The 21,611-nt window shown below is 50.4% G+C and carries 19 protein-coding genes, 1 tRNA gene and 1 pseudogene; 12 read left to right on the plus strand and 9 right to left on the minus strand.

Annotated features, from left to right (window positions below):
* Window positions 1-63 precede the first annotated feature (63 nt).
* Together BUA24_RS03130 and lysS are read left to right on the plus strand one after the other, a co-directional pair.
* Window positions 64-864 (plus strand): type III pantothenate kinase, encoded by an 801-nt coding sequence (locus tag BUA24_RS03130; protein WP_072788652.1) that lies wholly within the window; start codon window positions 64-66, stop codon window positions 862-864.
* Window positions 865-902: 38 nt separating this feature from the next.
* Window positions 903-2,342, plus strand: a complete 1,440-nt coding sequence (gene lysS / locus BUA24_RS03135) for a lysine--tRNA ligase (RefSeq protein ID WP_072788654.1) — start codon at window positions 903-905, stop codon at window positions 2,340-2,342.
* Between the two features lie 76 nt (window positions 2,343-2,418).
* Here lysS and BUA24_RS13110 read toward each other — a convergent pair whose 3' ends face one another.
* Window positions 2,419-2,544: a hypothetical protein gene (locus BUA24_RS13110; protein ID WP_272867275.1), complete on the minus strand. Its 126-nt coding sequence runs from the start codon at window positions 2,542-2,544 to the stop codon at window positions 2,419-2,421.
* Window positions 2,545-3,542: 998 nt separating this feature from the next.
* Between BUA24_RS13110 and BUA24_RS03145 the strand changes: the two genes are divergently transcribed.
* The gene (locus tag BUA24_RS03145) at window positions 3,543-4,082 is read left to right on the plus strand and encodes a hypothetical protein (RefSeq protein WP_072788658.1); all 540 of its coding nucleotides are present in this window, start codon (window positions 3,543-3,545) and stop codon (window positions 4,080-4,082) included.
* 64 nt (window positions 4,083-4,146) lie between these two features.
* On the opposite strand, the gene BUA24_RS03150 is transcribed toward BUA24_RS03145, so the two are convergent.
* A complete protein-coding gene (locus BUA24_RS03150; RefSeq protein ID WP_072788660.1) occupies window positions 4,147-4,398 on the minus strand; it encodes a hypothetical protein in 252 nt (83 codons plus the stop codon).
* 71 nt (window positions 4,399-4,469) lie between these two features.
* On the minus strand, window positions 4,470-5,459 hold the full coding sequence (locus BUA24_RS03155; RefSeq protein ID WP_143146364.1) for a polyprenyl synthetase family protein: 990 nt from the start codon (window positions 5,457-5,459) through the stop codon (window positions 4,470-4,472).
* Between the two features lie 617 nt (window positions 5,460-6,076).
* Here BUA24_RS03155 and BUA24_RS03160 point away from each other — a divergent pair.
* From BUA24_RS03160 to disA, 4 genes and pseudogenes are all read left to right on the plus strand, one after another.
* The gene (locus tag BUA24_RS03160; protein ID WP_072788663.1) at window positions 6,077-8,563 is read left to right on the plus strand and encodes an ATP-dependent Clp protease ATP-binding subunit; all 2,487 of its coding nucleotides are present in this window, start codon (window positions 6,077-6,079) and stop codon (window positions 8,561-8,563) included.
* A gap of 150 nt (window positions 8,564-8,713) precedes the next feature.
* Window positions 8,714-8,803, plus strand: a pseudogene (locus BUA24_RS13305) (hypothetical protein); the annotation flags it as partial.
* A gap of 63 nt (window positions 8,804-8,866) precedes the next feature.
* The gene (locus tag BUA24_RS03165; protein WP_245790277.1) at window positions 8,867-10,078 is read left to right on the plus strand and encodes a DUF7125 family protein; all 1,212 of its coding nucleotides are present in this window, start codon (window positions 8,867-8,869) and stop codon (window positions 10,076-10,078) included.
* Between the two features lie 5 nt (window positions 10,079-10,083).
* Window positions 10,084-11,163 (plus strand): DNA integrity scanning diadenylate cyclase DisA, encoded by a 1,080-nt coding sequence (gene disA, locus BUA24_RS03170; RefSeq protein WP_072788667.1) that lies wholly within the window; start codon window positions 10,084-10,086, stop codon window positions 11,161-11,163.
* Between the two features lie 13 nt (window positions 11,164-11,176).
* Here disA and BUA24_RS03175 read toward each other — a convergent pair whose 3' ends face one another.
* On the minus strand, window positions 11,177-11,851 hold the full coding sequence (locus tag BUA24_RS03175; RefSeq protein WP_072788668.1) for a Crp/Fnr family transcriptional regulator: 675 nt from the start codon (window positions 11,849-11,851) through the stop codon (window positions 11,177-11,179).
* A 142-nt stretch (window positions 11,852-11,993) separates the two neighbouring features.
* On the opposite strand from BUA24_RS03175, the gene BUA24_RS03180 reads away from it, so the two are divergent.
* From BUA24_RS03180 to rlmB, 3 genes are read left to right on the plus strand one after another with little or no spacing between them, the layout of a single operon-like run.
* Window positions 11,994-12,473, plus strand: coding sequence for a CarD family transcriptional regulator (locus BUA24_RS03180; RefSeq protein WP_072788670.1), 480 nt, complete (start codon window positions 11,994-11,996; stop codon window positions 12,471-12,473).
* A complete protein-coding gene (locus BUA24_RS03185; RefSeq protein WP_072788671.1) occupies window positions 12,466-13,647 on the plus strand; it encodes a bifunctional 2-C-methyl-D-erythritol 4-phosphate cytidylyltransferase/2-C-methyl-D-erythritol 2,4-cyclodiphosphate synthase in 1,182 nt (393 codons plus the stop codon). The genes BUA24_RS03180 and BUA24_RS03185 overlap by 8 nt, the downstream gene beginning before the upstream one ends.
* Entirely contained in the window at window positions 13,644-14,474 is an 831-nt protein-coding gene (gene rlmB, locus BUA24_RS03190) for a 23S rRNA (guanosine(2251)-2'-O)-methyltransferase RlmB (protein ID WP_084660139.1), read from the plus strand. The genes BUA24_RS03185 and rlmB overlap by 4 nt, the downstream gene beginning before the upstream one ends.
* A 120-nt stretch (window positions 14,475-14,594) precedes the next feature.
* Here rlmB and BUA24_RS03195 read toward each other — a convergent pair whose 3' ends face one another.
* From BUA24_RS03195 to BUA24_RS03205, 3 genes are all read right to left on the minus strand, one after another.
* Window positions 14,595-15,803 carry an NAD(P)/FAD-dependent oxidoreductase gene (locus BUA24_RS03195; protein ID WP_072788673.1) on the minus strand — a complete coding sequence of 403 codons (1,209 nt, stop codon included), beginning with the start codon at window positions 15,801-15,803 and terminating at the stop codon, window positions 14,595-14,597.
* A gap of 227 nt (window positions 15,804-16,030) precedes the next feature.
* Window positions 16,031-16,103 (minus strand) — tRNA-Thr (locus BUA24_RS03200).
* 92 nt (window positions 16,104-16,195) lie between these two features.
* Entirely contained in the window at window positions 16,196-16,624 is a 429-nt protein-coding gene (locus BUA24_RS03205) for an Hsp20/alpha crystallin family protein (RefSeq protein ID WP_072788675.1), read from the minus strand.
* A gap of 170 nt (window positions 16,625-16,794) precedes the next feature.
* Here BUA24_RS03205 and BUA24_RS03210 point away from each other — a divergent pair, with 170 nt between their 5' ends.
* Both BUA24_RS03210 and otsB read left to right on the plus strand, forming a co-directional pair.
* The gene (locus tag BUA24_RS03210) at window positions 16,795-17,460 is read left to right on the plus strand and encodes a LytR C-terminal domain-containing protein (RefSeq protein ID WP_072788677.1); all 666 of its coding nucleotides are present in this window, start codon (window positions 16,795-16,797) and stop codon (window positions 17,458-17,460) included.
* Window positions 17,461-17,482: 22 nt separating this feature from the next.
* Window positions 17,483-18,271 carry a trehalose-phosphatase gene (gene otsB / locus BUA24_RS03215; RefSeq protein ID WP_178138684.1) on the plus strand — a complete coding sequence of 263 codons (789 nt, stop codon included), beginning with the start codon at window positions 17,483-17,485 and terminating at the stop codon, window positions 18,269-18,271.
* Here the strand turns inward: otsB and BUA24_RS03220 are convergent.
* The gene (locus BUA24_RS03220; RefSeq protein WP_084660140.1) at window positions 18,242-19,603 is read right to left on the minus strand and encodes an alpha,alpha-trehalose-phosphate synthase (UDP-forming); all 1,362 of its coding nucleotides are present in this window, start codon (window positions 19,601-19,603) and stop codon (window positions 18,242-18,244) included. The two genes, otsB and BUA24_RS03220, sit on opposite strands and share 30 nt — an antisense overlap.
* Window positions 19,604-19,771: 168 nt before the next feature.
* On the minus strand, window positions 19,772-21,427 hold the full coding sequence (locus BUA24_RS03225; RefSeq protein ID WP_072788680.1) for a hypothetical protein: 1,656 nt from the start codon (window positions 21,425-21,427) through the stop codon (window positions 19,772-19,774).
* Between the last annotated feature and the right edge of the window lie 184 nt (window positions 21,428-21,611).

Here is a 21,611-nt window from a genome sequence, read left to right on the forward strand (position 1 = left end):
GAGCTTTCGAATAGGGCTGTGACGGCAAGGATCAAAGTATTCGCGTGGGTAGGAGGACGCTAAGTGCTGTTATGCGTTGACGTGGGTAACACGCAGATCGTAGTAGGTGTATATGATCAGTCGGTGAAGGCCGGAAAGGATTCAGGGGGAGCGTCCGGCGGTCTAATGGGGCACTTCCGTATCGCCACTCGTAACGACTATAGCTCCGACGAGATGGCCTTGTTGCTGTCCCAGATGCTTGAGATGCGTAGCCTAAGCGCTTCGAATGGACTTGATGGGGCAGTTGTGTCTTCGACAAATCCAGCTGTTGGAGCGACGGTTGTCGAGGCGATCCGTAGATGGTTTGACTTGGACCCTCTCGTCGTCTCGGGAGATTTAGATCTCGGAGTTGAGGTGCGTTACGAACGTCCCGGTGACGTAGGGCCAGACAGGCTTGCTGACACAGTTGCATTCTTAGATCTCTATGAACCCCCAGGAATAGTCGTTGACTTCGGGACGGCTACTACTTTTGACGCTATTGGTTCAGACGGAGCTTATCTTGGAGGAGCTATTGCCCCAGGTGTACTAGTTAGTGTGGACGCACTGTTTTCTCGCGCTGCCGCACTTAGCCGAATCGATATGACTGCACCGACCCATGCGATAGGCAACTCTACAGTCGAGGCGATCCGCTCGGGTGTACTGCTGGGATTTGCGGCGATGGTGGATGGCATGTGTGCAAGATTTGAAGCGGAGATCGGCCCTTCTAAGGTAGTAGGTACAGGTGGTCTATGTTCCTTGATAACTCCGTCATCTGTGAGAGTAAAGACTCACGAGCCTTGGCTGACCCTATATGGACTGAGGCTTGTGTATGAGTACACTAGATAGGTTCAAGGGGTCAGCTATAGGTAAGGTGGCGTAGACGGATGTCTGATGACGTTGTAGCGGTGCAAAATCTCTCGGAGGAAACGAGACCGTATAGTTTTAGAGAAGCAAAGCCCATCTCTGAGATACTGCCAATGGCGGATGGGCTCGAACCTGGAGAAAAAGGAGCTGCAAACGTCTGCATTGCTGGCCGGGTGATGCTTATACGGAGGCAGGGAAGGCTGATCTTTGCAACCCTTGTCGACCAGAGTGCTCGAGTGCAACTATTTGCGTCCGCGTCGGAGACACCCAACTTTCAGCAATTCGATCAGCTATCGATAGGAGACTGGATAGGCGTTTGGGGTCCGGTGATGAGAACCAGGAGAGGAGAGTTCTCTGTTCAGGTTCACAAGTGGAGTCTGCTTGCGGAGAATCTGCGGAGTTTTGGCGATAAGTGGAAGGGCATATCAGATCCAGACCTAAGGTACAGGCAACGCTACGTCGATCTCTGGGTCAATCCTTCGGTACGCTCTACTTTTACGATTCGCTCGAAGGTGGTATCTCTTATTCGAAGATATCTCGAAGACCGTGGATTTATGGAAGTTGAGACCCCTATGCTTCAAAGCATCCCAACCGGTGCCATGGCTGAACCTTTCGTCACTCATCACAATGCCCTGGATCTGGATCTGTATCTAAGGATTGCGCCCGAACTCTATCTAAAGCGTCTCGTCGTTGGCGGTTTCGAACGAGTCTTCGAGATAGGACGAGTCTTTCGGAACGAGGGGATATCCCCTAGGCATAACCCCGAGTTCACGATGCTCGAGCTTTACCAAGCCTACGCCGATTACCAAGACATTATGGTCCTAACGGAAGAACTTGTCTCTCACGTAGTGAAAGAGTTGTTTGGCACTCGAAAACTTACTTACGGCTCCAATCTGCTTGACTTTACACCACCTTGGCGGAGAGAGAGTCTTGAGCAGCTCGTCTCTGAAAGACTTGGGGAAGAGATATCTTTGGAGATGAACCCTGAGAGACTTGATGCTCTTCTTACTGAGCACGAGATTGAGGCGAAAGAGGGTTGGGGAGTGGGCAAGAAAGTTGTCGAACTCTATGAAAAGACCACTGAGGCGACACTTGTGCAGCCAACCTTTGTTTTGGACTTTCCTGTCGAGGTGTCTCCCTTAGCACGCGCCCACAGGAAAAAGATAGGTCGGGTCGAGAGATTTGAGGCGTTCGTGGCTGGTCGGGAGTTAGCCAACGCTTTCTCTGAGCTTAATGATCCAACGGTACAAAGAAAACGCTTTGAGGCTCAACTGCGTGAACGTGAAGCGGGTGATGCCGAGGCGATGATGCTGGACGAAGACTACATTAGAGCTTTGGAGTATGGACTTCCACCTACTGGAGGTCTGGGGATTGGGATCGACAGGCTGGTGATGCTACTAACTAATAACCAGCAGATAAGAGAGGTTGTTCTTTTCCCAACCATGCGCCCCGAGGTGTAGTTTTTTCGTAGCGCCGACTGCGCTACGGGAAGATGTATCAGCACGCTAACTGGACGATCTTTAGTAAACAGATTCGTCACCGTGCCTGTAGCTGATGGTTTATCTTCGAGGTAGTGTCACAAGCTGCGATGAGTCTGAGTCTTACTCCTTGGGCGAGCAGATAACCAAAGTTCCCCCCAAACCACTCCTCCTCTACCCCCAAAGTGAACCTTTATCAGAAGATTGTTGTTTGAGTGGGTCAGAAGAGTAGGCATGTATTCTCAGGAATGAGTGAGTTTATTTGCCTATGGCCTCGGCGTAGGTGTGATTGTGGTCAAATAGGACAAGGATGTACGTGGTCAAGGTTCCCAACCGTAACTCCCCACCGGCCATGCTGTTACGCCGGAGTTAAAGCAGATGTGGAAAGGTAAAGAACCGAACGCCTACTAACTCGAGCCACTGGCCACCATGGAAGATCTAAGCACTTCGATTGGTGTTGGCGAACCAACCCCCGAAGGCAGAGCTCACTACAATCTTTGAGATCACTTGGAGTCTTGGCCATGGCCATGTGGCTGCGGTCCTTAGAACCATCTGCGGCATCGGCCCTTACACCCTCATAGACCCTGTTCTCTTGTGACAACGTGATCTCGTCCTTGCGATGATCGTCTTCCAGGTGATTCGTCCCTCCTCAGAGCTCGCCTTTGCGAAGGAACTACGAGTGGGGACTGCGACGAGCTTACTCGGGAGGTGTTCTCACTGTCCACTGTGGATGAAGATGATCTCTACCATGCGATGGACTGGCTAGGTCCCAAACAAGCACACATTGCGGACCAACTCGCCAAAGAGCATTTCAAAGATGGGATGTTGGTCCCTATGATGTGTCATCGGCTGCCTTTGAGGGAAAGACCCGCCCTCTTCGTAAACGTAATCACCCAAAAGATGAGGCAAGGGGTGGAAGATTCCAAGTCGTCTATGGTCCTTAGCGACCAAGGAAGGAGCTCCTGTAGCGATTGAGGTCTTTCCCAGCAACACCGGGGAACCAAGACGACGGTCAAACAGAGCGATAAGCTAAAGACTCGTTTCTCGCTCTCAAAGGTAGCCCTTGTCGGTGACCGGGTACTCCCGACCTAAGCACGCCTAAAAGAGGACCTTGTACCCCAATAGGTCGACTTCATCATCGCACTGCGTACTTCCCAGATTCGTGCCCTAGTCAAGGACGAGGTGACACGACTCTCCATCTTTGACAAGCGTGATCTCTTTGAGGTCATCCACCCTGACTACCCTGGCGAGCGTCTTGTCGCCTGTCGAAACCCAAGACGGGCGAAAAAGCAGTCACAAAAGCGCCAATCCCTCCTAGCCTCCACCGATGTAGAGCTTGATCGGCTTGTTATCTCCATCGATGGAGAGAGCCAACCGCTACGTGGCAAGGACAGGATCGTCCTAGGGGTAAATAGGGTCAATGACCGGTTCAAGATGGCCAAGCACTTTGAGCCTGCGATCAAAGACGATAGCTTGACCTATCGCCGACGCAAGGATGCAATCACCGCTGAGACTCTCCTCGATAGAATCTACGTCCTTCGTAGATACCTAGACGATCAGACCCTGGCAAGTGAGGAGGTGTCGCCTCCTATGAGTCCCTTGCAAACGTCGAGTGGGTCCTTCGTGACTTTATTACCGATCTTTACCTCCGGCCTATTTATTAGCGTAGCGAGAAGTGCGTTCGCAGCTATGTCTTCTTACGGATGCTCAGCTACTGGGTGACTTCTTATACAGCACGCACCCTTGCTCCAATGCGGTTCAAATACGATGATCCAGAGCTTGCAAGCTAGATAGGGGACTCACCGGTTGCATCTGCGAAACGCTCAACGAATGCCAACACAAAGGCCAGAACAAAGACACCCCCAACCAGACGCCAGTACATAGCTTTTGAACCCTCATGAGGGATCTCTCTGCTGTAGTCGCTAACCGCATTACCCTGAAAGATCAGGACCGTGACTCCTTTGTCATGATTACAACATCTACCTCCATTTAGAGCCGGTCCTTTGAGCTCTTTTGGGTGTCTAGAAAACTTGGCCATACATAGGCATGACTATACACACAAACATCGTGGTAAAGGGTAGTATTGGTCGGGGTGCTGGAGGCTTCGGCCTAAAGCTTCTCGGGAAGATCCTCAAGTATCTGGGTGACTGAATCCACCAAGGATCCTGCGACCTCCACGACATCCCAAATGGGCGCTGAATTCAAGTCGTTTGCTGCCTCTTTACATTGCTGCAAGTAATGATCTAGTTTCTCTACTGAACGCAAGAAAGCTCCATGCTCGTACAAGACTTTGTTAACTGAGTCTATGTCGATCTGTGCAGTGCTCAGATGCTTAGCGAGGGTATCTCTGGATCCCTCGTCGCTCAGTCCGTATATCACTGGCAAGGTGTAGACCCCCTCGATGAGGTCCTGTCCGGGCGTCTTGCCGAGGGTAGTTCTGTCCGCAACTAAGTCTAAAATGTCGTCTCTTATTTGAAAGATCATGCCGAAGCTGTGACCGAGGCTGTTGAGGAGGCTTTTCTCCCTCTCGCTAGCCGAGACGACGGTTGCTCCAATTTTGCAGGAGGTGGCGTAAAGGGAAGCTGTCTTGCCCGATATCGCCTCTAGGTAATCTTTTTCGTTGCGTGTTATGTCAAAGCCCGACTTGACCTCTAGAACCTGACCAGCACACATATCAGCTAGGGTATCAGCGAGTAGTTCTGCGACCTCTGAACCTAGCCGAGCTGCGATCCCTGCAGCTCGAGCTAGTAAGAAGTCTCCAGTAACTACCGCGAGGAGGTTGCCCCAACGGCTGTTCACGGATTCGACGTTACGTCGTGATGACGCCTCATCCATGACGTCGTCATGGTGTAACGAGGCCAGGTGTACAAGCTCCACAGCGACAGCGCCTTGGTAGCTTCTATCACTGATCTCCGAAGCAATTGCTAGTGAAGAAGCCAAAGCTAAGGTAGGGCGTAGTCGTTTCCCTCCTGCACCGATTAGATGGGTGGAGATCTCCGTTAAAAATGGATCGTCACTTTTCACCGACTCGATCAGATGTTCTTCGAGTTCTCGCATTGCAAGTGAGATTTGAGGTATTTCAAAGTCTTTAGTGTGCACTAGTTAAACAAAATAGGTCAGATGAGATGCTTATTGACATTTGATTAGTGATAGGTCACATATTTTTTTAGTTCAACGGTCTCTATCTGCGCTTATGGATCACTTAGGCCTAGTGACTCATCTGTCAGAGCAGTCTGAGCGACCGATACCTCGAGTCAAAGAGATCTATGCCCTACTGCTGGAGTCGGTGTTGCCTGTGGGCCGAGATGTCGCTACCAAAGCCGCTGTTGAGTTTTGCACCCTGGCCTCCGGTGCTAAACGTCGGTGCTTTAGCTGCCGAAGAGATACCTCGTGACTTCCTTTGGAAGCGATGTCTATGGGCGTAAGGATGTTGGGTAGGCGAGAGATTGACCTTCAAGTACTTAGGTAGATCGATCTTTGGATGTTAGGAAGGGGTTGGGTATGGTAAAGTTAGTACCTTGTATACCAATTTCCTAATCGAAGTATGTTTTGGTCCCTTCTCAGAGAGTGCTCAGCCATTCATGGAAACATACATGGGCTTTTTGTGTTGACATTAGTGTAGAAGTGAAAGATCAGGTAGGGCAGTAAAACGTTTAAGGCGAAATTGATAGTAGAATTAGGTATATCGTATTCATCTCCTTCGAGGAGGCAAAAACTTGTTTGAAAGATTTACAGATAGAGCTCGAAGAGTCCTAGTGCTTGCTCAGGAAGAGGCCAAGCTCCTCAATCACAACTACATCGGCACTGAGCACATCCTGCTGGGACTTATCCATGAAGGCGATGGAGTTGCTGCGCAGGCGTTGGAGTCGTTGGGGATCTCTTTAGCAGCGGTGAGGGAAAAGGTCGAGGAAAAGATCGGTCCTGCCCAAGGATCAGCTCCAGGTTCGCCCCCATTTACTCCCAGAGCTAAAAAGGTCTTGGAGCTATCATTGCGTGAAGCCCTCCAGCTCGGTCACAACTACATTGGCACAGAGCACATGTTGCTTGGTCTCGTGCGAGAAGGAGAGGGCGAAGCAGCCCAAGTATTGATTAGTCTTGGCGCAGATCTTGGCAAGGTGCGTCAGCAGGTTATTCATATTCTCTCCACCTCAACGGGCAAGGAGACGGCGAACGCTGGTGTGGGCTCCTCTTCTGGCCAAGATAACCCCGCCGGATCACCCGTGTTAGATCAGTTTGGGCGTAACTTGACCCAGATGGCAAGGGACAAAAAACTTGATCCTGTCGTAGGTCGTGAGCGTGAGATCGAGAGAATGATGCAAGTTCTTTCACGCAGAACCAAGAATAATCCTGTTTTGATCGGAGAGCCCGGCGTTGGGAAGACGGCAGTAGTCGAAGGGCTGGCTCAGCGGATCGTCTCTAACGACGTTCCCGAGACGCTCCGAGGTAAGCAGATCTACACCTTGGACCTTGGTGCCTTAGTAGCTGGAAGCCGTTACCGTGGCGACTTCGAGGAGAGGTTGAAGAAGGTTCTCAAAGAGGTAAGAACCAAGGACAACATCGTACTGTTTATCGATGAGCTCCACACCTTGGTTGGGGCTGGAGCTGCGGAGGGAGCCATTGACGCGGCTTCTATTCTCAAGCCAATGCTTGCGAGAGGAGAGCTGCAGACAATCGGCGCTACGACCATTGACGAGTACCGCAAACACCTCGAAAAAGATGCAGCTTTAGAGCGACGGTTCCAGCCGATCAAGGTCGACGAACCGACCCTTGAGCAGACGCTGGAGATTCTGAAAGGTCTCAGGGATCGCTACGAGGCGCACCACAGCGTGACCATTACTGATCAGGCTCTCGTTGCGGCGGCTAATCTAGCAGATCGCTACATATCAGATAGGTTCTTGCCTGACAAGGCTATCGATCTCATCGATGAAGCCGGATCGCGACTTCGCATCAAGCGAGTGACTTCTCCTCCTGAACTTAGAGAGGTGGATGCGGAGTTGGCTAAGGTGAGGAAGCGCAAAGACGCAGCAGTTGATATGCAGAACTTCGAAGAGGCTAAGAAGCTTGCCCTGACGGAAAAGGAGTTGACGGAGAGGCGAAACGCTCTGGAGGCCGATTGGAAGAGTCACGGTAAGGAACTCTACGACGTAGTAGACGAAGAGGTAATTGCTGAGGTTCTGGCGACCTGGACAGGAATTCCTGTGTACAAGTTGACCGAAGAGGAGACGGCCAAGCTTCTCAAGATGGAGGATGAACTTCATCGTAGAATAATTGGTCAGGAGGAAGCTATCAAGGCACTCTCCAGGGCGATAAGAAGGACTAGGGCTGGTTTGAAGGATCCTAGACGTCCTTCTGGCTCCTTTATCTTCCTCGGTCCGACCGGTGTTGGAAAGACGGAGTTGGCAAAGACTTTGGCTGAGTTCCTATTTGGAGACGAGTCAGCTTTGATTCAGCTCGATATGTCTGAGTACATGGAGAAGCACACCGTATCAAGATTGGTTGGATCCCCCCCTGGATACGTCGGGTACGACGAAGGAGGACAGCTCACTGAGGCTGTGAGAAGGAAACCTTTCTCGGTGGTGCTTTTCGACGAGATTGAAAAGGCCCACCCAGATATCTTCAACACGTTGTTGCAGATTCTCGAAGATGGGCGTCTTACGGACTCACAAGGTCGTACTGTTGACTTCAAGAATACGATCTTGATTATGACGTCAAATCTCGGTACGGCTGATCTTCGAAAAGCATCGGTCGGGTTTACCAAGTCCTCAGAGGAGGTCTCTTACGAGAAGATGAAGGTAAAGGTCAACGAGGCTTTGAAGGCTCACTTCAAGCCCGAGTTCCTCAACCGCATCGATGACGTGATAGTATTCCATGAGCTCTCCATGAATGAGGTCGTGAAGATAGTAGATCTCTTTATCAAGAGGGTTCAGGTTCAATTAGAGGCACAAGGTGTGGGTCTCGAGCTGACACAGGCCGCTCGAGAGCTTCTTGCAAGGAAGGGTTACGATCCACAGCTTGGAGCGCGACCGCTTCGTAGGACCATTCAACGCATGCTCGAGGATCAACTTTCTGAGAAGTTGCTCTCTAAAGAGTTTAGAGTCGGTGAGACTGTGGTGGCCGACTCCAACGGGGAAGATATTGTCCTGAGTGTTGTGGAAGGTTTTGAACCGCCTCCGATCGAACTAGCAGGTATGGGGTCAGAGTAGACCCAAACCTCCTCATATAGGCACCCTGGTCACAAGATCTGGGTGCCTATATCGTTTTTCAGATCGGGGTTTATTTCGCCCTTCGGTGGCGTTGGGGCTTGCTTGGGCGTATTACTCGGCTTGTAACATCGTTCAACCATTGTTTTATGTATGAGTCGAGGCAGCCAGTCTTATAGGTGTCAGGAGTGTGGTCAGCTCTATCCCAAGTGGGAGGGCAAGTGTTATCTTTGTAACAGTTGGAACTCGATTGAGGTCGAAGAGGATAGTCTCTCCTTAGAGGAGGACAAGACTCGAGAAGTCGAGATGATTTCTTTAGCAAATAGTTCTAGGGTTGAAATCGCCGAGATGCGAGTTGAAACCGGTATCTCGGAACTGAATCGTGTTCTCGGTGGCGGGCTTATGGCTGGGTCGGTGATCCTTCTTGCTGGAGATCCGGGTGTCGGTAAATCAACATTGGCGTGTCAAGTAAGCTCAAATCTGTCAAAGGCTAAGGTAAGGGTGCTTTACGTCTCGGGCGAAGAGACGAAGGATCAGGTAATTGCGCGTTTCCGACGTATTGATACAGACGCTGACGTTGCACTTTTGTGTACACAGAATCTTCAGAGAGTCGTCGACGAGATCGACCGTGATGATGCAGGTTATAACTTTGTGGTAGTTGATTCGCTACAAGCTCTATATGACCCAAAGAGCACTTTGTCTGCCTATAGCTCGAATCAACTGCGTACCAACGCGTCTGTCCTTAGCGCCGTTGCCAAAAGAAGAGGAACGACACTAATGCTTCTTGGCCAGATTACTAAAGATGGTTCTGTCTCTGGTCCAAAGAGTATCGAGCATCTTGTAGATGTTGTGGCCTACTTTATACGTCCGAGAGATGATAGCGTACGTTCTTTGGAGATCGTGAAGAACCGCTTTGGCAGGACTCCTGAGTTTGCAGATTTCATCCTTGAAGAAAAGGGGCTGACCACCTCGGGTGAAGATACTTTGATGTCTAAGGGGGATCTTAGCGATGTTGCCGGTCGGGCGTTTGTTCCTGTGAGTTACGGGTCGAGATACTACCTCGCAGAGATTCAGGCGCTCGTCAGTCCGGCTCGAGACAGCGCTCCAAGAATCTACTCCGAAGGACTGGACATCGGGCGCCTCCAGATGTTGCTTTTGATACTAGACAAAGAGCTTGGGCTTTCGCTTACCTCCAAGATGGTGCTGGTCCAGGTGGTTGGATCTCGTGAAGTCAAAGACCATACCAGCGATCTAGCGGTAGCTGCGGCTCTAGTATCAGCAGCGACCGGACGTCCCGTGGCGGAAGGACTATGTTGTTTCGGCGAACTATCACTCCTTGGTGAACTAAGACCCACTGGAGATTCAGCGGAAAGACTTCGCTTTGCGAAATCTAGAGGCTTTTCGGATGCTGTTTGTAACATGGTGAACAACTCTGACATAGTTGACTCCTGCAGGACATTACCGCAGGCTCTAGTTAGGTTAGGTCTCCTAAAGGCAGAGCTTCGAGCTATAGGATAGTTCTTGTGGAGTTGGTGAAAGACGCAGGGATCGTAGATGCGATATCAAAGGTAGCTCCGGGCGGGGGTCTTAGATCAGGCCTGGATCGTATCCTGCAGGCTCGCATGGGGGCTCTTTTGATACTGGGAGACTCCCCAGAGGTTCTCTCTATCTGTTCGGGGGGGTTCCTCGTGGATGCAGAGTTCTCTCCTCAAAGGCTGTATGAGCTCGCAAAGATGGATGGCGCAATAGTGCTGTCCAGTGATGGTATTCGTCTGGCGCGCGCCAATGTTCATTTGGTACCAGATCCTCGACTTCCAACTACTGAGACCGGGACACGACATCGAACAGCAGAAAGGGTGGCACGTACGGTAGACGTTCCGGTAGTGGCCGTATCTGAGGAGCTTGGCGTTATAACTGTATATCGTCGCAATCAGAAGCGACAGCTCCAGCCGATCGTAGAGGTGTGGGCTAGAGCGAACCAAGCACTCTCGACACTTGAGAGATATAAAGAGAGGCTCGAGCGAGTTCTAAAGAGACTCTCCGAACTTGAACGGTCCTCAAAGGCTACCTTCAGAGACGTTGTCTTGGTGTTGCAACGAGCAGAACTGGTGCGGAGGATCTCGGAGGAGATCAACTGGTACCTCATAGAACTAGGTGCGGACGGAAGAATGCTATCGCTACAGTTGGACGAACTCTATCTCGATATAAGGGGAGACTACGACTCAGTGATCAGTGATTTTCTCGGACCATGCTCCGAAGACGATACTTTAGAGGTTAGAACCTATCTGGCGTCGTTGGATACAGACGATCTCCTCGACGTCTCTGTTGTATCAGAAGGCGTGGCTAAACGAGCGCGCTGCACAGAGTTGGTTACAGCTCTTTCAGATGATCCACGTGACCGACTAAAGCTCAAACTCGAGTCCCGGGGAGAGCGGGTGTTGTCTTTAGTTCCCCGTTTACCTCAATCTGTGAAAGAAGCGATTTTGGAGAGGTTTTCTAACCTGTCGGCGCTGTCATCGGTGTCAGAGTTTGAACTGTCCAAGGTGGAGGGGGTTGGGCCCGAGTGGGCAAAGGTAATAAAGGAATTTATCTCCGAGAACTAGTCATCTTTAAGAACTAGTCATCTTTAGGTGAAGGATCGATTTCACCCGCCATCTCCTCGAGACCCTTGCGATCTAATATCTTGTAGTTGTGGTCCTTAGCACTTAGGAGTTTCATCTTTACAAGAGCGGAAAGCGCCTTATTGACGCGTTCTCGGGAGGCTCCTACCAAAGAAGCCAACTCCTCTTGGGTCAATGTAAGACGAAACTCTTCTTTACCTTGAGAGAGCTCTAGTAGCCTCTTGGCGGTCCTACCAGAGACGTCCAGGAACATTGCGTCAGCGAGGGCGTCGTCCGTGTTGCGAAGCCTTAGAGCGATTAGTTCAAGAAGTGACCAAAGGATCTGTGGTCTCTGTTCGATAACAGCTCTTACAGCAGTATACGGTACCTTGATGAGTTCCGTGCGATCTAGCGCTCGAGCGGTGGCGGATCGACCCTGTCTGTCAAAGAGACCCATCTCTCCGAAGAGATCACCCTGTTCCATTAGAGCGACGATCGACTCCTTGGACTGTCCAGCCAACTTGACGATTCCAATTCGGCCAGCAGCGACCACGAATAACTCTCGGGCAGGGTCTCCCTCTTCAAAGAGGGTTTGTCCGCGTAACAACGTGGTGCGTCTGGTAGAACGAACTATGAGATCTAGACCGTTTGGTTCGAGTAACCGAAAGAGAGGAGTGTGTCTTAGCAACATCTTCGGGTCAACGTAGGCGATTTCGGGCCCCCTTTACATGTGCAATCTGGGATTTGTCTTTGCAGGCTAGAATAGATATGTATAACTTAAAGCTTTTCCTCTAACAGATTGTAGAGAATAAAAGCAGTGATCGGGAGACCAAGTGGCTTTTGACGTCGGAGACAAGGTTGTTTATCCCCAACATGGGGCGGCAGTTATAGAACGCCGAGAAAAGAAGATGGCGTTTGGTGAAGAGAAAGAGTTTTTGGTCATAAGGGTAGCTTATGGCGACCTCACTGTAATGGTGCCAGCAGAAAATACCGAAGAGGTTGGGTTGCGTGAGGTTATCAACGATGAAGAGGTCGAAGAAGTCTTCGCCGTTTTGAGAAAAAAGGAAGCTCGTATGCCGACCAATTGGTCGCGCAGGTTTAAGAATCACGTTGAGAAATTGAAGTCAGGAGACATATACCAGGTAGCTGAGGTAGTTCGCAATTTATCCCTTAGAGATCAGGATAAGGGTCTCTCTGCGGGTGAAAAGCGAATGTTGGCTAAAGCCAGACAGATATTGATATCCGAACTTACCTTCGCATTGGACTGTTCAATGGAGGAGGCCGAGAAAAAGCTCGACTCTGCCCTTGTCTGATACCGGCAGCTTTCATAAAGGTGCTGCCGTGGTCCTGGTGGCCGCTGGTTCGGGGACTCGTTTCGGATCTAGAAAGCAGTTCGTTGAGCTCTTGCCAGGAGTGTCCATACTAGATAGGTCCTATGAGGTCGCTAGATCTGTATCGAGCAATGTAATCGTAGTGGTTCCTCCCGACACGGTCAGATCGATATCGGCCCGGTATCCCTTGGCGACTGTGATTGCAGGAGGATCCACGAGGACAGAGTCGGTGCGCTTTGCTATTCCCGCTCTCAAAGAGCTCGGCTGTAGCTTTGTGTTGGTTCACGATGCTGCGCGTCCTTTGGCGTCGCACGGTCTGTATTTGAGGATCCTAGAGTCCCTCAAAGAGGGGGCGGTTGCCGTCGTTCCCGGATTACCGGTTTATGACACGGTGAAACGTGTACGATCCAATGAGGTTTTGGAGACTCTGGATAGGGAAGAGTTACGTCGTATACAAACTCCGCAGGGATTCAAGTTGGAGAGTTTTCTGCAAGCTTATGGCCAGGTAATCGACGTGTCGGACGACGCAGCTCTATTTGAAAGATGTGGAATCAAGGTCCAAGTTATCCAGGGAGAAGAACAAAACATCAAGGTAACGGCACCTGGCGACCTCGACTATGTGCGGGTTGCTCTGACCCCTGGAAGTTTAAGCATCCTAAAGGGCAAGGAGCGATGTGTGAATACCCGTGTCGGTTCAGGCTTCGACATCCATCGGTTCTCGAAGGATCCTCTGCGAAAACTTATGGTTGGGGGAGTGCAGTTAGAGGGACCAGGTCTAGAGGGGCACAGCGATGCAGATGTGTTATGTCACGCGATCTCTGATGCGATACTTGGGGCCTCCGGACTGGGGGACATAGGAGAGCACTTCTCTGAGAAAGACCCCAGATGGGAAGGGGCGGATTCTGTAGAGATACTCAGAGCTTGTGTGTCTCTTGCCAAAGCCAAAGGTTACGTAGTCGAACATGTGGATGCTACTGTAGTCTGTGAGACTCCGCGCATTACTCCCTACAAGGGCGTTATGACCGAGGTGTTGTCTTCAGCTTTAGGGGCACCGGTCAACATAAAGGCTAAAACTGCCGAGAAGCTGGGATCTATTGGACGTTCCGAAGGCGTGGCAGCATTTTGTACCGTCCTTATGAGAGGAGATATCCCTTGACGCAGAGAAGGAAGCCTGTCAGTAGGCCAAGAGGTGGATATGTTCGCAGCGCTGTACCTTCGACGCCAAGAATGACAGTGGCTTCGAGGAGAAAGGCCGAAGGAGAACAGGTAGAGGGTCGGCAGAGCGTTCGGGAGCTTCTCAAAGCTAGGGTTCGAAAAACTCACGAGATCTACTTGGATCAAGGCGTAGATAGGACTGGGATAGTGGAGGAGATCGTTTCTCTAGCACTAAAGAACCGGGTCCCCGTCAAGGAGATCTCAGGTGCAAAGTTTGACTCTATGTGCCGGTCTGAAGGAGCACAGGGTGTACTTGCTCTTGCCGATCCAGTGCGTTTTGACTCTTCAGAGTCTTGGTTTACCGGCTCCGATGGTGGTGGTCGCAAACATATGGTTGTACTAGACCACGTTACCGATCCTCGCAACCTAGGGGCGGTGCTGCGAAGTGCAGAGTGCGCTGGATTTAGCTACGTTGTACTTCCAGAACGGAGATCTTGTGGTATTACTCCTACTGTGACAAAGGCTGCGGCTGGCGCTATTGAGTACCTCCGATTTGCTTACGTCTCTGGGGTCCCCGCTTTTTTGGAGCAAATAAAGAAGTTCAATGTTTGGAGTGTGGGACTCGACCCCGGTGCTCCGGATTCGCTGTGGTCGGTGTCGTTGCGGGATACATCGTTTGCTCTGGTGGTCGGTTCAGAGGGAAAGGGTCTGGCGAGACTAGTGCGCCAGCGATGCGACTACCTTGTGTCTATTCCGCAAGCAGGTCAGGTTGAGTCTCTAAACGTCTCTGCTGCTGCAACGGTTGCAATGTTCACGTTACTTAGATAAGTTCGAACAAATTTGATTTTGAATTTGAAATTACTGCACCCACTCCTCTAAATTGCTTAAGAGGAGATGGGTGCCGTTCAGTAAGCATCATTTATCTTAGTGGGTTCTCGAGATTTACTGTTAGGGAAGCCGGGCTAGACCAGTTCTAGCCTTCCATAAAAAGTATTTCTCGAGAAACCTCTTTGTGGTATTGTAAGTTGGGTTTGGCAGGACTACGGAGAACTGTCGCGGACGTGCGAAGTGGTTCGCATATATGAGAACTTCTTTGTGCCCTGCGTCCATGACGCAAACGCCTGGGATCTCGCCAAATGGTTTCCCTGTTAGGTCGTGGTTGCCATTTATAACTCGACTTATGTTCTCCGCTACGATTCGTGCCTCTGTCTCTGCTGGAAATCCCGTCTTTGGAACCCCAACAGGGATCGGTGTTGTCCCAAATGGGGGAACGTCAACCGCTACACCTGCGGCAAAGATGTTGGAGAAGTCCCTGTGCTGGTAGGTGGGTAGGACGGGGATGAAGCCTTTCTCGTTTCCAAGACCAGGAGAGTTTCGCACTACCTCCTGACCTAGAAACGGTGGCATGATCATCGTCAATGCAGACTCTATAACCTCGCCGCTTTCTAGCGTTACCTTCTCTTTGTCGATGGAAGCGATGGCTGCGTTGACCCGATAGTCGATCTTTCTTGAGTTCATGAAAAGTTTGAGAGAGGTACTGCCACCAAAGACGCCATTCATGCCAAAGTGGCCCAAGTATGGCTCTGGCGTTACCCAGACGACCGGGCTTTTTTGTCGGACTCCACGCCGCCTTAGGTGGTACTCGATGTTGAAGAGAAACTCGTAGGACGCACCGATGCAACCAGCGCGCGGGGCAGCGCCCACTACCACGGGGCCAGGATTGTCCAGGAGATCGAAGAAGCGTTGACGTATCTCAAGAGCACCGGCAGGAGTACCGATGTATGTGTTGTTTTTGAGGGCTGGATCGGACCCAGGAAGTGAAAGATCAAGGTCTGGACCTGTTGCAATCACCAAGTAGTCGTAGTCAAAAACATTGCCTTTGTCGGTAGTTACCTTGGACTGAAATGGATCGATTTTTAGAGCAGTCTCGTTGATAAAGTTAACTCCATGACGCCTCAGTACCGGCTCTATCGGAACGACAATGTCATCGATCTCTCGTTCTTTGAAAGGAACCCAAATTAGAGAAGGTACGTACAAGAAGTGATCTTTCATGGAGATCACGGTTATGTCGTGGCTCTTGTCATGCAGTCTTCTACGGGTCTCCAGCGCTGCAGTTAGCCCTGCAAAATTCCCTCCAATTACCAAAACCTTAGCCATCTCGACTCCCTTTCCGAAGCAACTACCTCTTATCCGTATCTTCTTAAATACTGAGGGTGAGGGTAAAGGTGTTCTAAGGAAGAACGTCAGTTTGGGTAAGGACTTTAGTCCCTAAATCACGGCTTTGAGGAGGACCGTCCGTGCAGGGCTAGGAAAGGTTAACTGATAATTTGGGTCTTAGTTCGTCGACGGGGTCTGCTAATGATCTAGGGTTTCGGGTAGTGAAGAGCCGACGGTGGGACTCGAACCCACGACCTGACGATTACAAGTCGCCTGCTCTTCCAGCTGAGCTACGTCGGCGTGCTTGGATGATTGTAATTGCTAGAGCGCGCAAATTGGGTCGGAAGAAAGATAGATTTCCCTCCCGACCCAAGGTTATCCAATATCTAACGTTAGCTCGCTAGAACTTTTTGAGCTTTGCTTTCTCCTGAGCTGATCTCGATCTTGCGGCTCTTGGCTGATGCGCTAACCGGTATTGTCAGCTTGAGTACGCCCTTATCGTAGCTAGCTTGGATGTTTGAGGTATCAAGTTGGTTCCCCAAGTACATCGACCGACGGAATGTTCCGGAGAATCTCTCGGTTACTAGCGCATCAGCTTTACGATCTTCCTTGACGCTCTCGCGCGTCGCCGATACCGATAGCACGTTGTTCTCTACTGTAACCTCGATGTGTTCGGGATCAACTCCAGGAAGATCCATCTCGATGACGTAGTTGTCACCGTCCTTGTATGCATCTGTTGGCGCGAATCCAACTGAACTTTCTTGAGCTAACGTCCTTGTCAACCTGTCTATCTCACGGAATGGATCTAATCTCACTAGCATCTTTTCCTCCTTTCTCTTTTGCTTTAGTTAACGAGATTGAAATACCTTTATTCCACCTAGTAAAGAAAAATTGATAGTAATGCACTCAGTATTTGTGTAACAATGATTGATACTACTAAGGTTGGGTCTTCCGACTAAGCTACGCTTTCGAAGAAAGGGCGGGAGGCGCAATGAGTCGCTCTGGGGACAGTCTTAGAAAAACGTCGATCTCGCTGGCGCTGATCGCCTTCGAGCTTTTTGTTGGATACGCCTTCTTCGGAACAAACTTGTTTCCAGCGTCTAACGTTAAAAATGCTGATCTATCTGGCTCTTCAATCACGGGGAGAAGATCGGCCTCTGCGAAGAATGGCAGTCTTAGATCAACGAACGCTAAGAAGAGCGGTTCTTTGAAGTCGAAGCCGCAGAAGGCGGACTCCTCGGGCTCGGCGACCACTGTACCAACTACGACGACTTTACCAACTACAACCGTAACGACTACGACGACCTCAACGTCGACTTCTGCGACTCCGTCCAGTTATGTTGCTTCAAATCCGGCCTATGCTGCCATTACGGTTAGAGTCGCTAACGGCACTACTATTCCGGGACTAGCCGAGAGAATTACCTCTTATCTCGGAGAGATTGGTTTCAACGTCGTCTCTCCTGTTAATGCGACCCAACAGGTGGCGTCCTCGACTGTTTATTACGCTCAAGGATTCTCGGTATCTGCTCAATACATAGCGTCACGTCTTGGGTTGTCCTCGACGCAGGTTGTTCAGGACTCCTCGAGTATTCCTGTGAATGCGCCGCCGGAGGATATCAACATTGTGGTGGGTCCGGATCTTTCTTCGGCTCCCTAAGGGAAAGGTGTGATGTTCTTTGGTGCGAAAGAGATATTTCGACCTGGCAGTCTTGACTGATTTTGATGGGACTATCGCAGACATTGTTACCGATCCAATGTCGGCCAAGCCTCAAGCACAAGCCATTAGTGCTCTAGTTGAGATTTCAAAAGTAGCTGGCTTAGTAGGGGTTGTATCGGGTCGTCCACTTGACTTTCTTCGGTCGCAGTTGCCTGAGAGTCTTTTCTTTGCTGCATTGGTGGTTGGATCTTACGGTGAGGAGGTTTCCCTTCCTGGCACCTCGGAGTTAGAGACAGTTCAGAGATCAAGTGCTACACACATGGTGTCGACGACGGCAAGGTTGAGAGAGGCTTTAGACTACGCGCGTTCCAAGGTCACTCCAGAGATAATTGAGTTAGAGGAGAAGCCTTTTTCTTTCACCATTCATTACAGAAGAGAGCCTCAGATGCGAGAGTCTGTCGAACTTCTAAGTCAGGAGATCGTTTCAAAGTTCTCTCTCACGGCGATGGATGCAAAGATGGCGAAAGAGTTCTTCTTTGGGCAAAAGCCATCCAAGGGTAGTGCGATAGAGCGTTTTACGAAGGAGTTTGGCTACATCGTGTATATGGGAGACGATACGTCAGACCTTGAAGTGTTTGAGTATCTAAAAGGTGCAAGGCAATTCGGCCATTGTTCTCTGTCTGTCGCAGTGGCTTCAAGTGAGTCTCCGCAACGGCTAGTGGAGGCTGCTGACTTTTTTGTGTCCTCGCCTAGGGAGGCGGGGAGATGGTTACATACGCTGTCAGTTGCCGTTACCCGTAACTGTATCTAGCCATTGAGAGGGCGTAGTTTGGGTTATGGCGCTCAGCAATCTTTTGTGCGATAGGGCATTCTTGTCGCCCTTTGTCAGTGATGAGTACAAAGTGGATGCCGTTTGACTCACGTCAAAGGGGTTGACAACATCTACAAGATCTCCGATATGTTCAGCAATACCGGCTTCAGACGATAGTACGATATTAGCTGTGCGTTCGTTTAGAAGCACGCCCTCTTGAGCTACTAAATTGAGACCGTCTCGGACCGGGTTGATCAAAATGGTATCGGCTAACCGAAGGGCTGCGAGGGAGCGACTGTAGTTGTCTTTACTTTGAAGTTCGATAGGGTTCCATCCGGATGTTCCGTGAGCGGTATTTATCCTTGCGGCAAGCTCCACCACCTCTTTGGCGTAGCGCCTATACGAAGCCAGAGATTCTCTGGAAGGGTAACAGAGCGCAAGATGAATGAACTGTTCCTTGAGATCTGGGTGTTGTGTAATCAATTCGTCAACCGCCAGGAAACCTCGCACGATGTTCTTTGACAACTCCATCCGGTCAACTCTCACTATGAGCTGTCGGGTGCCAAATTGACCGACGATTTCCTGCTGCTCGTTCGCTACAGTGACGGTTCTTGAGTTGACCCTGAGAGCATCGGCGTCAGTTGGAAGTGGAGCAACGACACAGTTTGGATGCTGCTTGATTCCGGAGTGCTTGAGACAGCTTTGGAAGTTCGCTAGCCATTTCTCTGCGTGAAAGCCAACTAAATCAGCTAGGTGGAGTGACTCTAAGATGGCACGTGCGAATGCTCCGGGCAGTGTAAGGAACTCATTTGGATACGGAAATGGTGTATGGAGAAAGAAAGTTACCTGAAGATCCGCTCTAAGTTCCTTGAGCATCTTAGGGACTAACAAAAGATGGTAGTCGTTCACCATCACAGTGTCGCCACTGGAGGCTTTATCAGCTATCTCGCGAGCGAATGCATCGTTATAATGATAGTAGGCCTCCAGATGGCGTGAGAAGTTGCCGTCAAATACTGGTAGATAAGCTGCGTCGAAGATACCGTGGAATAAGAACCACAAAGTCTCGTTTGAGATCCTGTTGTAGGCTGAGTCGTAGACCTCACTCGATATCGCAACCGGATGTAGGTCTATTCCCGGTAGTGTCCACAGTCCCTTTCCGACCGCAACTGTGTCCGCATCGCTAGTTGCTGATGAAACCCAGCAAGCTTCTCGTCCGCGCAACGCACCTAGTATGCCAGATGCCAGTCCGCCACCTCCACGAACAGACTCTAATGTGTCTCCTTGAAATCTAAAGCTCAAAGGACCGCGATTTGAGGCTACAAACAAGGACATGTGCAAAACCTAGTCGTGTTGTGTCGGTAGGTAGTCATAATTCGCTTTGCGCAGTCTCTATGCTGAGACAGCCTCACCGCCTATGTCCAAAAAACAGACCCCTCCTGGCAGCTGTGCCAAGAGAGGTCTGTCGCTAATCACTGTAATTTAGTCTTTTAGCTAACCAATCTACGCAGGAGAGTTGGGAGGCTCGCCGGGAATGGTAAACATCGGTGACCAAGGCGAACCCGTTGGATTGGCCTCTTCCGCTCCAGGCGATGAGCCCACGGTGTAGTACTTGGCCTGATAAGGCAGGCCCTTGTACAGTACGATCGCCCCCTGGTTGTAGGCCACGGTTGGACTCCAGTTCGGATAGGTTCCTGGAGCCAAGGTCGGTATCGTTGGAGCGTGGTCGGTCTTTAGAACCGGTCCAAGCAGTATCCATGGCGTTTGATAGGAGAACTGAACCTGTGCGCCGGGGTTTACTGCTTCGTTATAGTACTTGGCTTCATAAACGTTGCCCTGCCAGACTACCTTATAGTTCTGAGGATAAGGAACGTTGGGTTGCCAAATTGGATAAGGAGCATTGGCAGGATTGGTTGAGCCCTGCTGAGAGATAATTATCGGTGCTTCAGCTCCCTTCTTCGGAATCACCTTACCCGTAAGCTTGGAGAAGATGGATGAGAACTGAAGAGGATTTTGATTCAGTCCCGAACAGGTGTTAGATAATATCGCTCCTGTAAAGAGTTGGCCGCAGCTGTAGTCGCGATTCAACGACCACATCGATACTCGCCCCAAACGTACGTTGTCTGCGAAGTTTTGAAGCGACGAGGCGTCGGCGGTCGTGAAGACCTCCCCTGCTGAGTTGTTCTGACCGATCATTACTGTGACTCCCATTCGGTTCCAAATCTGTCGGGAGGTGAGATGGATTCCGTACTGTGGAAAGATACTTACGAGCTGGGAGTGAGCTGAGATGGCGGCCTGCTGAACAGCCTGAAACATATCAGACTCAGGAGGTCCAAAGTCCATGGCCATTATGTTGATACCCGCTACCTGAACATGATGTGCCAGAAACTCCCGGACTACGGTCTTTGCATTGTCCTGAAGTCCGTTTGTGTTCACAGGGAGTGTAATCCATACGATAAGTTGCTGATGATGCTCTTGATAGTACTTTTGAGCTAAAGCTACGGCGGCAGCGTTTCTTTGGATACCGTTGAAGTCGGCCAGTCCACCAGTCTCGATGTCAAGATCCATTACGTTAGTTCGATACGTGGACATCGTGGTTTTGTATGCGTTGGCTAACGACGCTGCGTTCGGGCAGGCTTGTGCCAGGGAGATCCCTCTTTGCCCGCCGAATGAGATCATGATCTGCCCCCCGGATTGGGCGTACTCGACTACTCGACGCTGAAGATTTATGTCTTGATTAGCCTGGTTCAGGGTGTAGTAGCCTCCCCACGTTGGTACGCAGTGATCCGGTCCTGGAGCTACTACAAAGCCCAAGGTTGTCTGCATCGCTTGGTTGAAGTTTGCGCTTTGGAACTGATACGTCGGGGTTAGCGTAGCGTCAACGTAGGGTGAAAAGAATGTGGGCACTACAGCGCCAGAGTTTGCAATTACATTGTTGACCCCGTAGTAGCCACCGGTCAAAACGGCGACCACAAACAGTAGCCCTACGAATAGCTTGGGTATCGAGTACCTTATCTTGCGAGGTTCCTCTTGAAACGCCTCGTCACTATCGAGGTCGTGCTTTGAAATCTCCCCTAGCGTGACGAGATTGTGAGCTAAGCCACGTGCATCAACAACCTTTGGCGGAAGTGGATACTTGTTCTCAGGTGTATAGGTCAAACCTTGCTCCAGTATTTGTCTAAATTCCTGTTAATTTTTTCCGAAATTAATACGGTCAGACGGTTGCTAAGTGTTCACACTTTGTTCAAATTTGGCACTAATCTGACAAAATTTATCGTCCATAGCATTATATAAACTATGCTCCGGTAAAACTGTCGTTCGTATGATGATAGAATAACTTCGG

The sequence above is a fragment of the Ferrithrix thermotolerans DSM 19514 genome (assembly GCF_900128965.1).
GTDB classification, from domain to species: Bacteria; Actinomycetota; Acidimicrobiia; order Acidimicrobiales; family Acidimicrobiaceae; genus Ferrithrix; species Ferrithrix thermotolerans.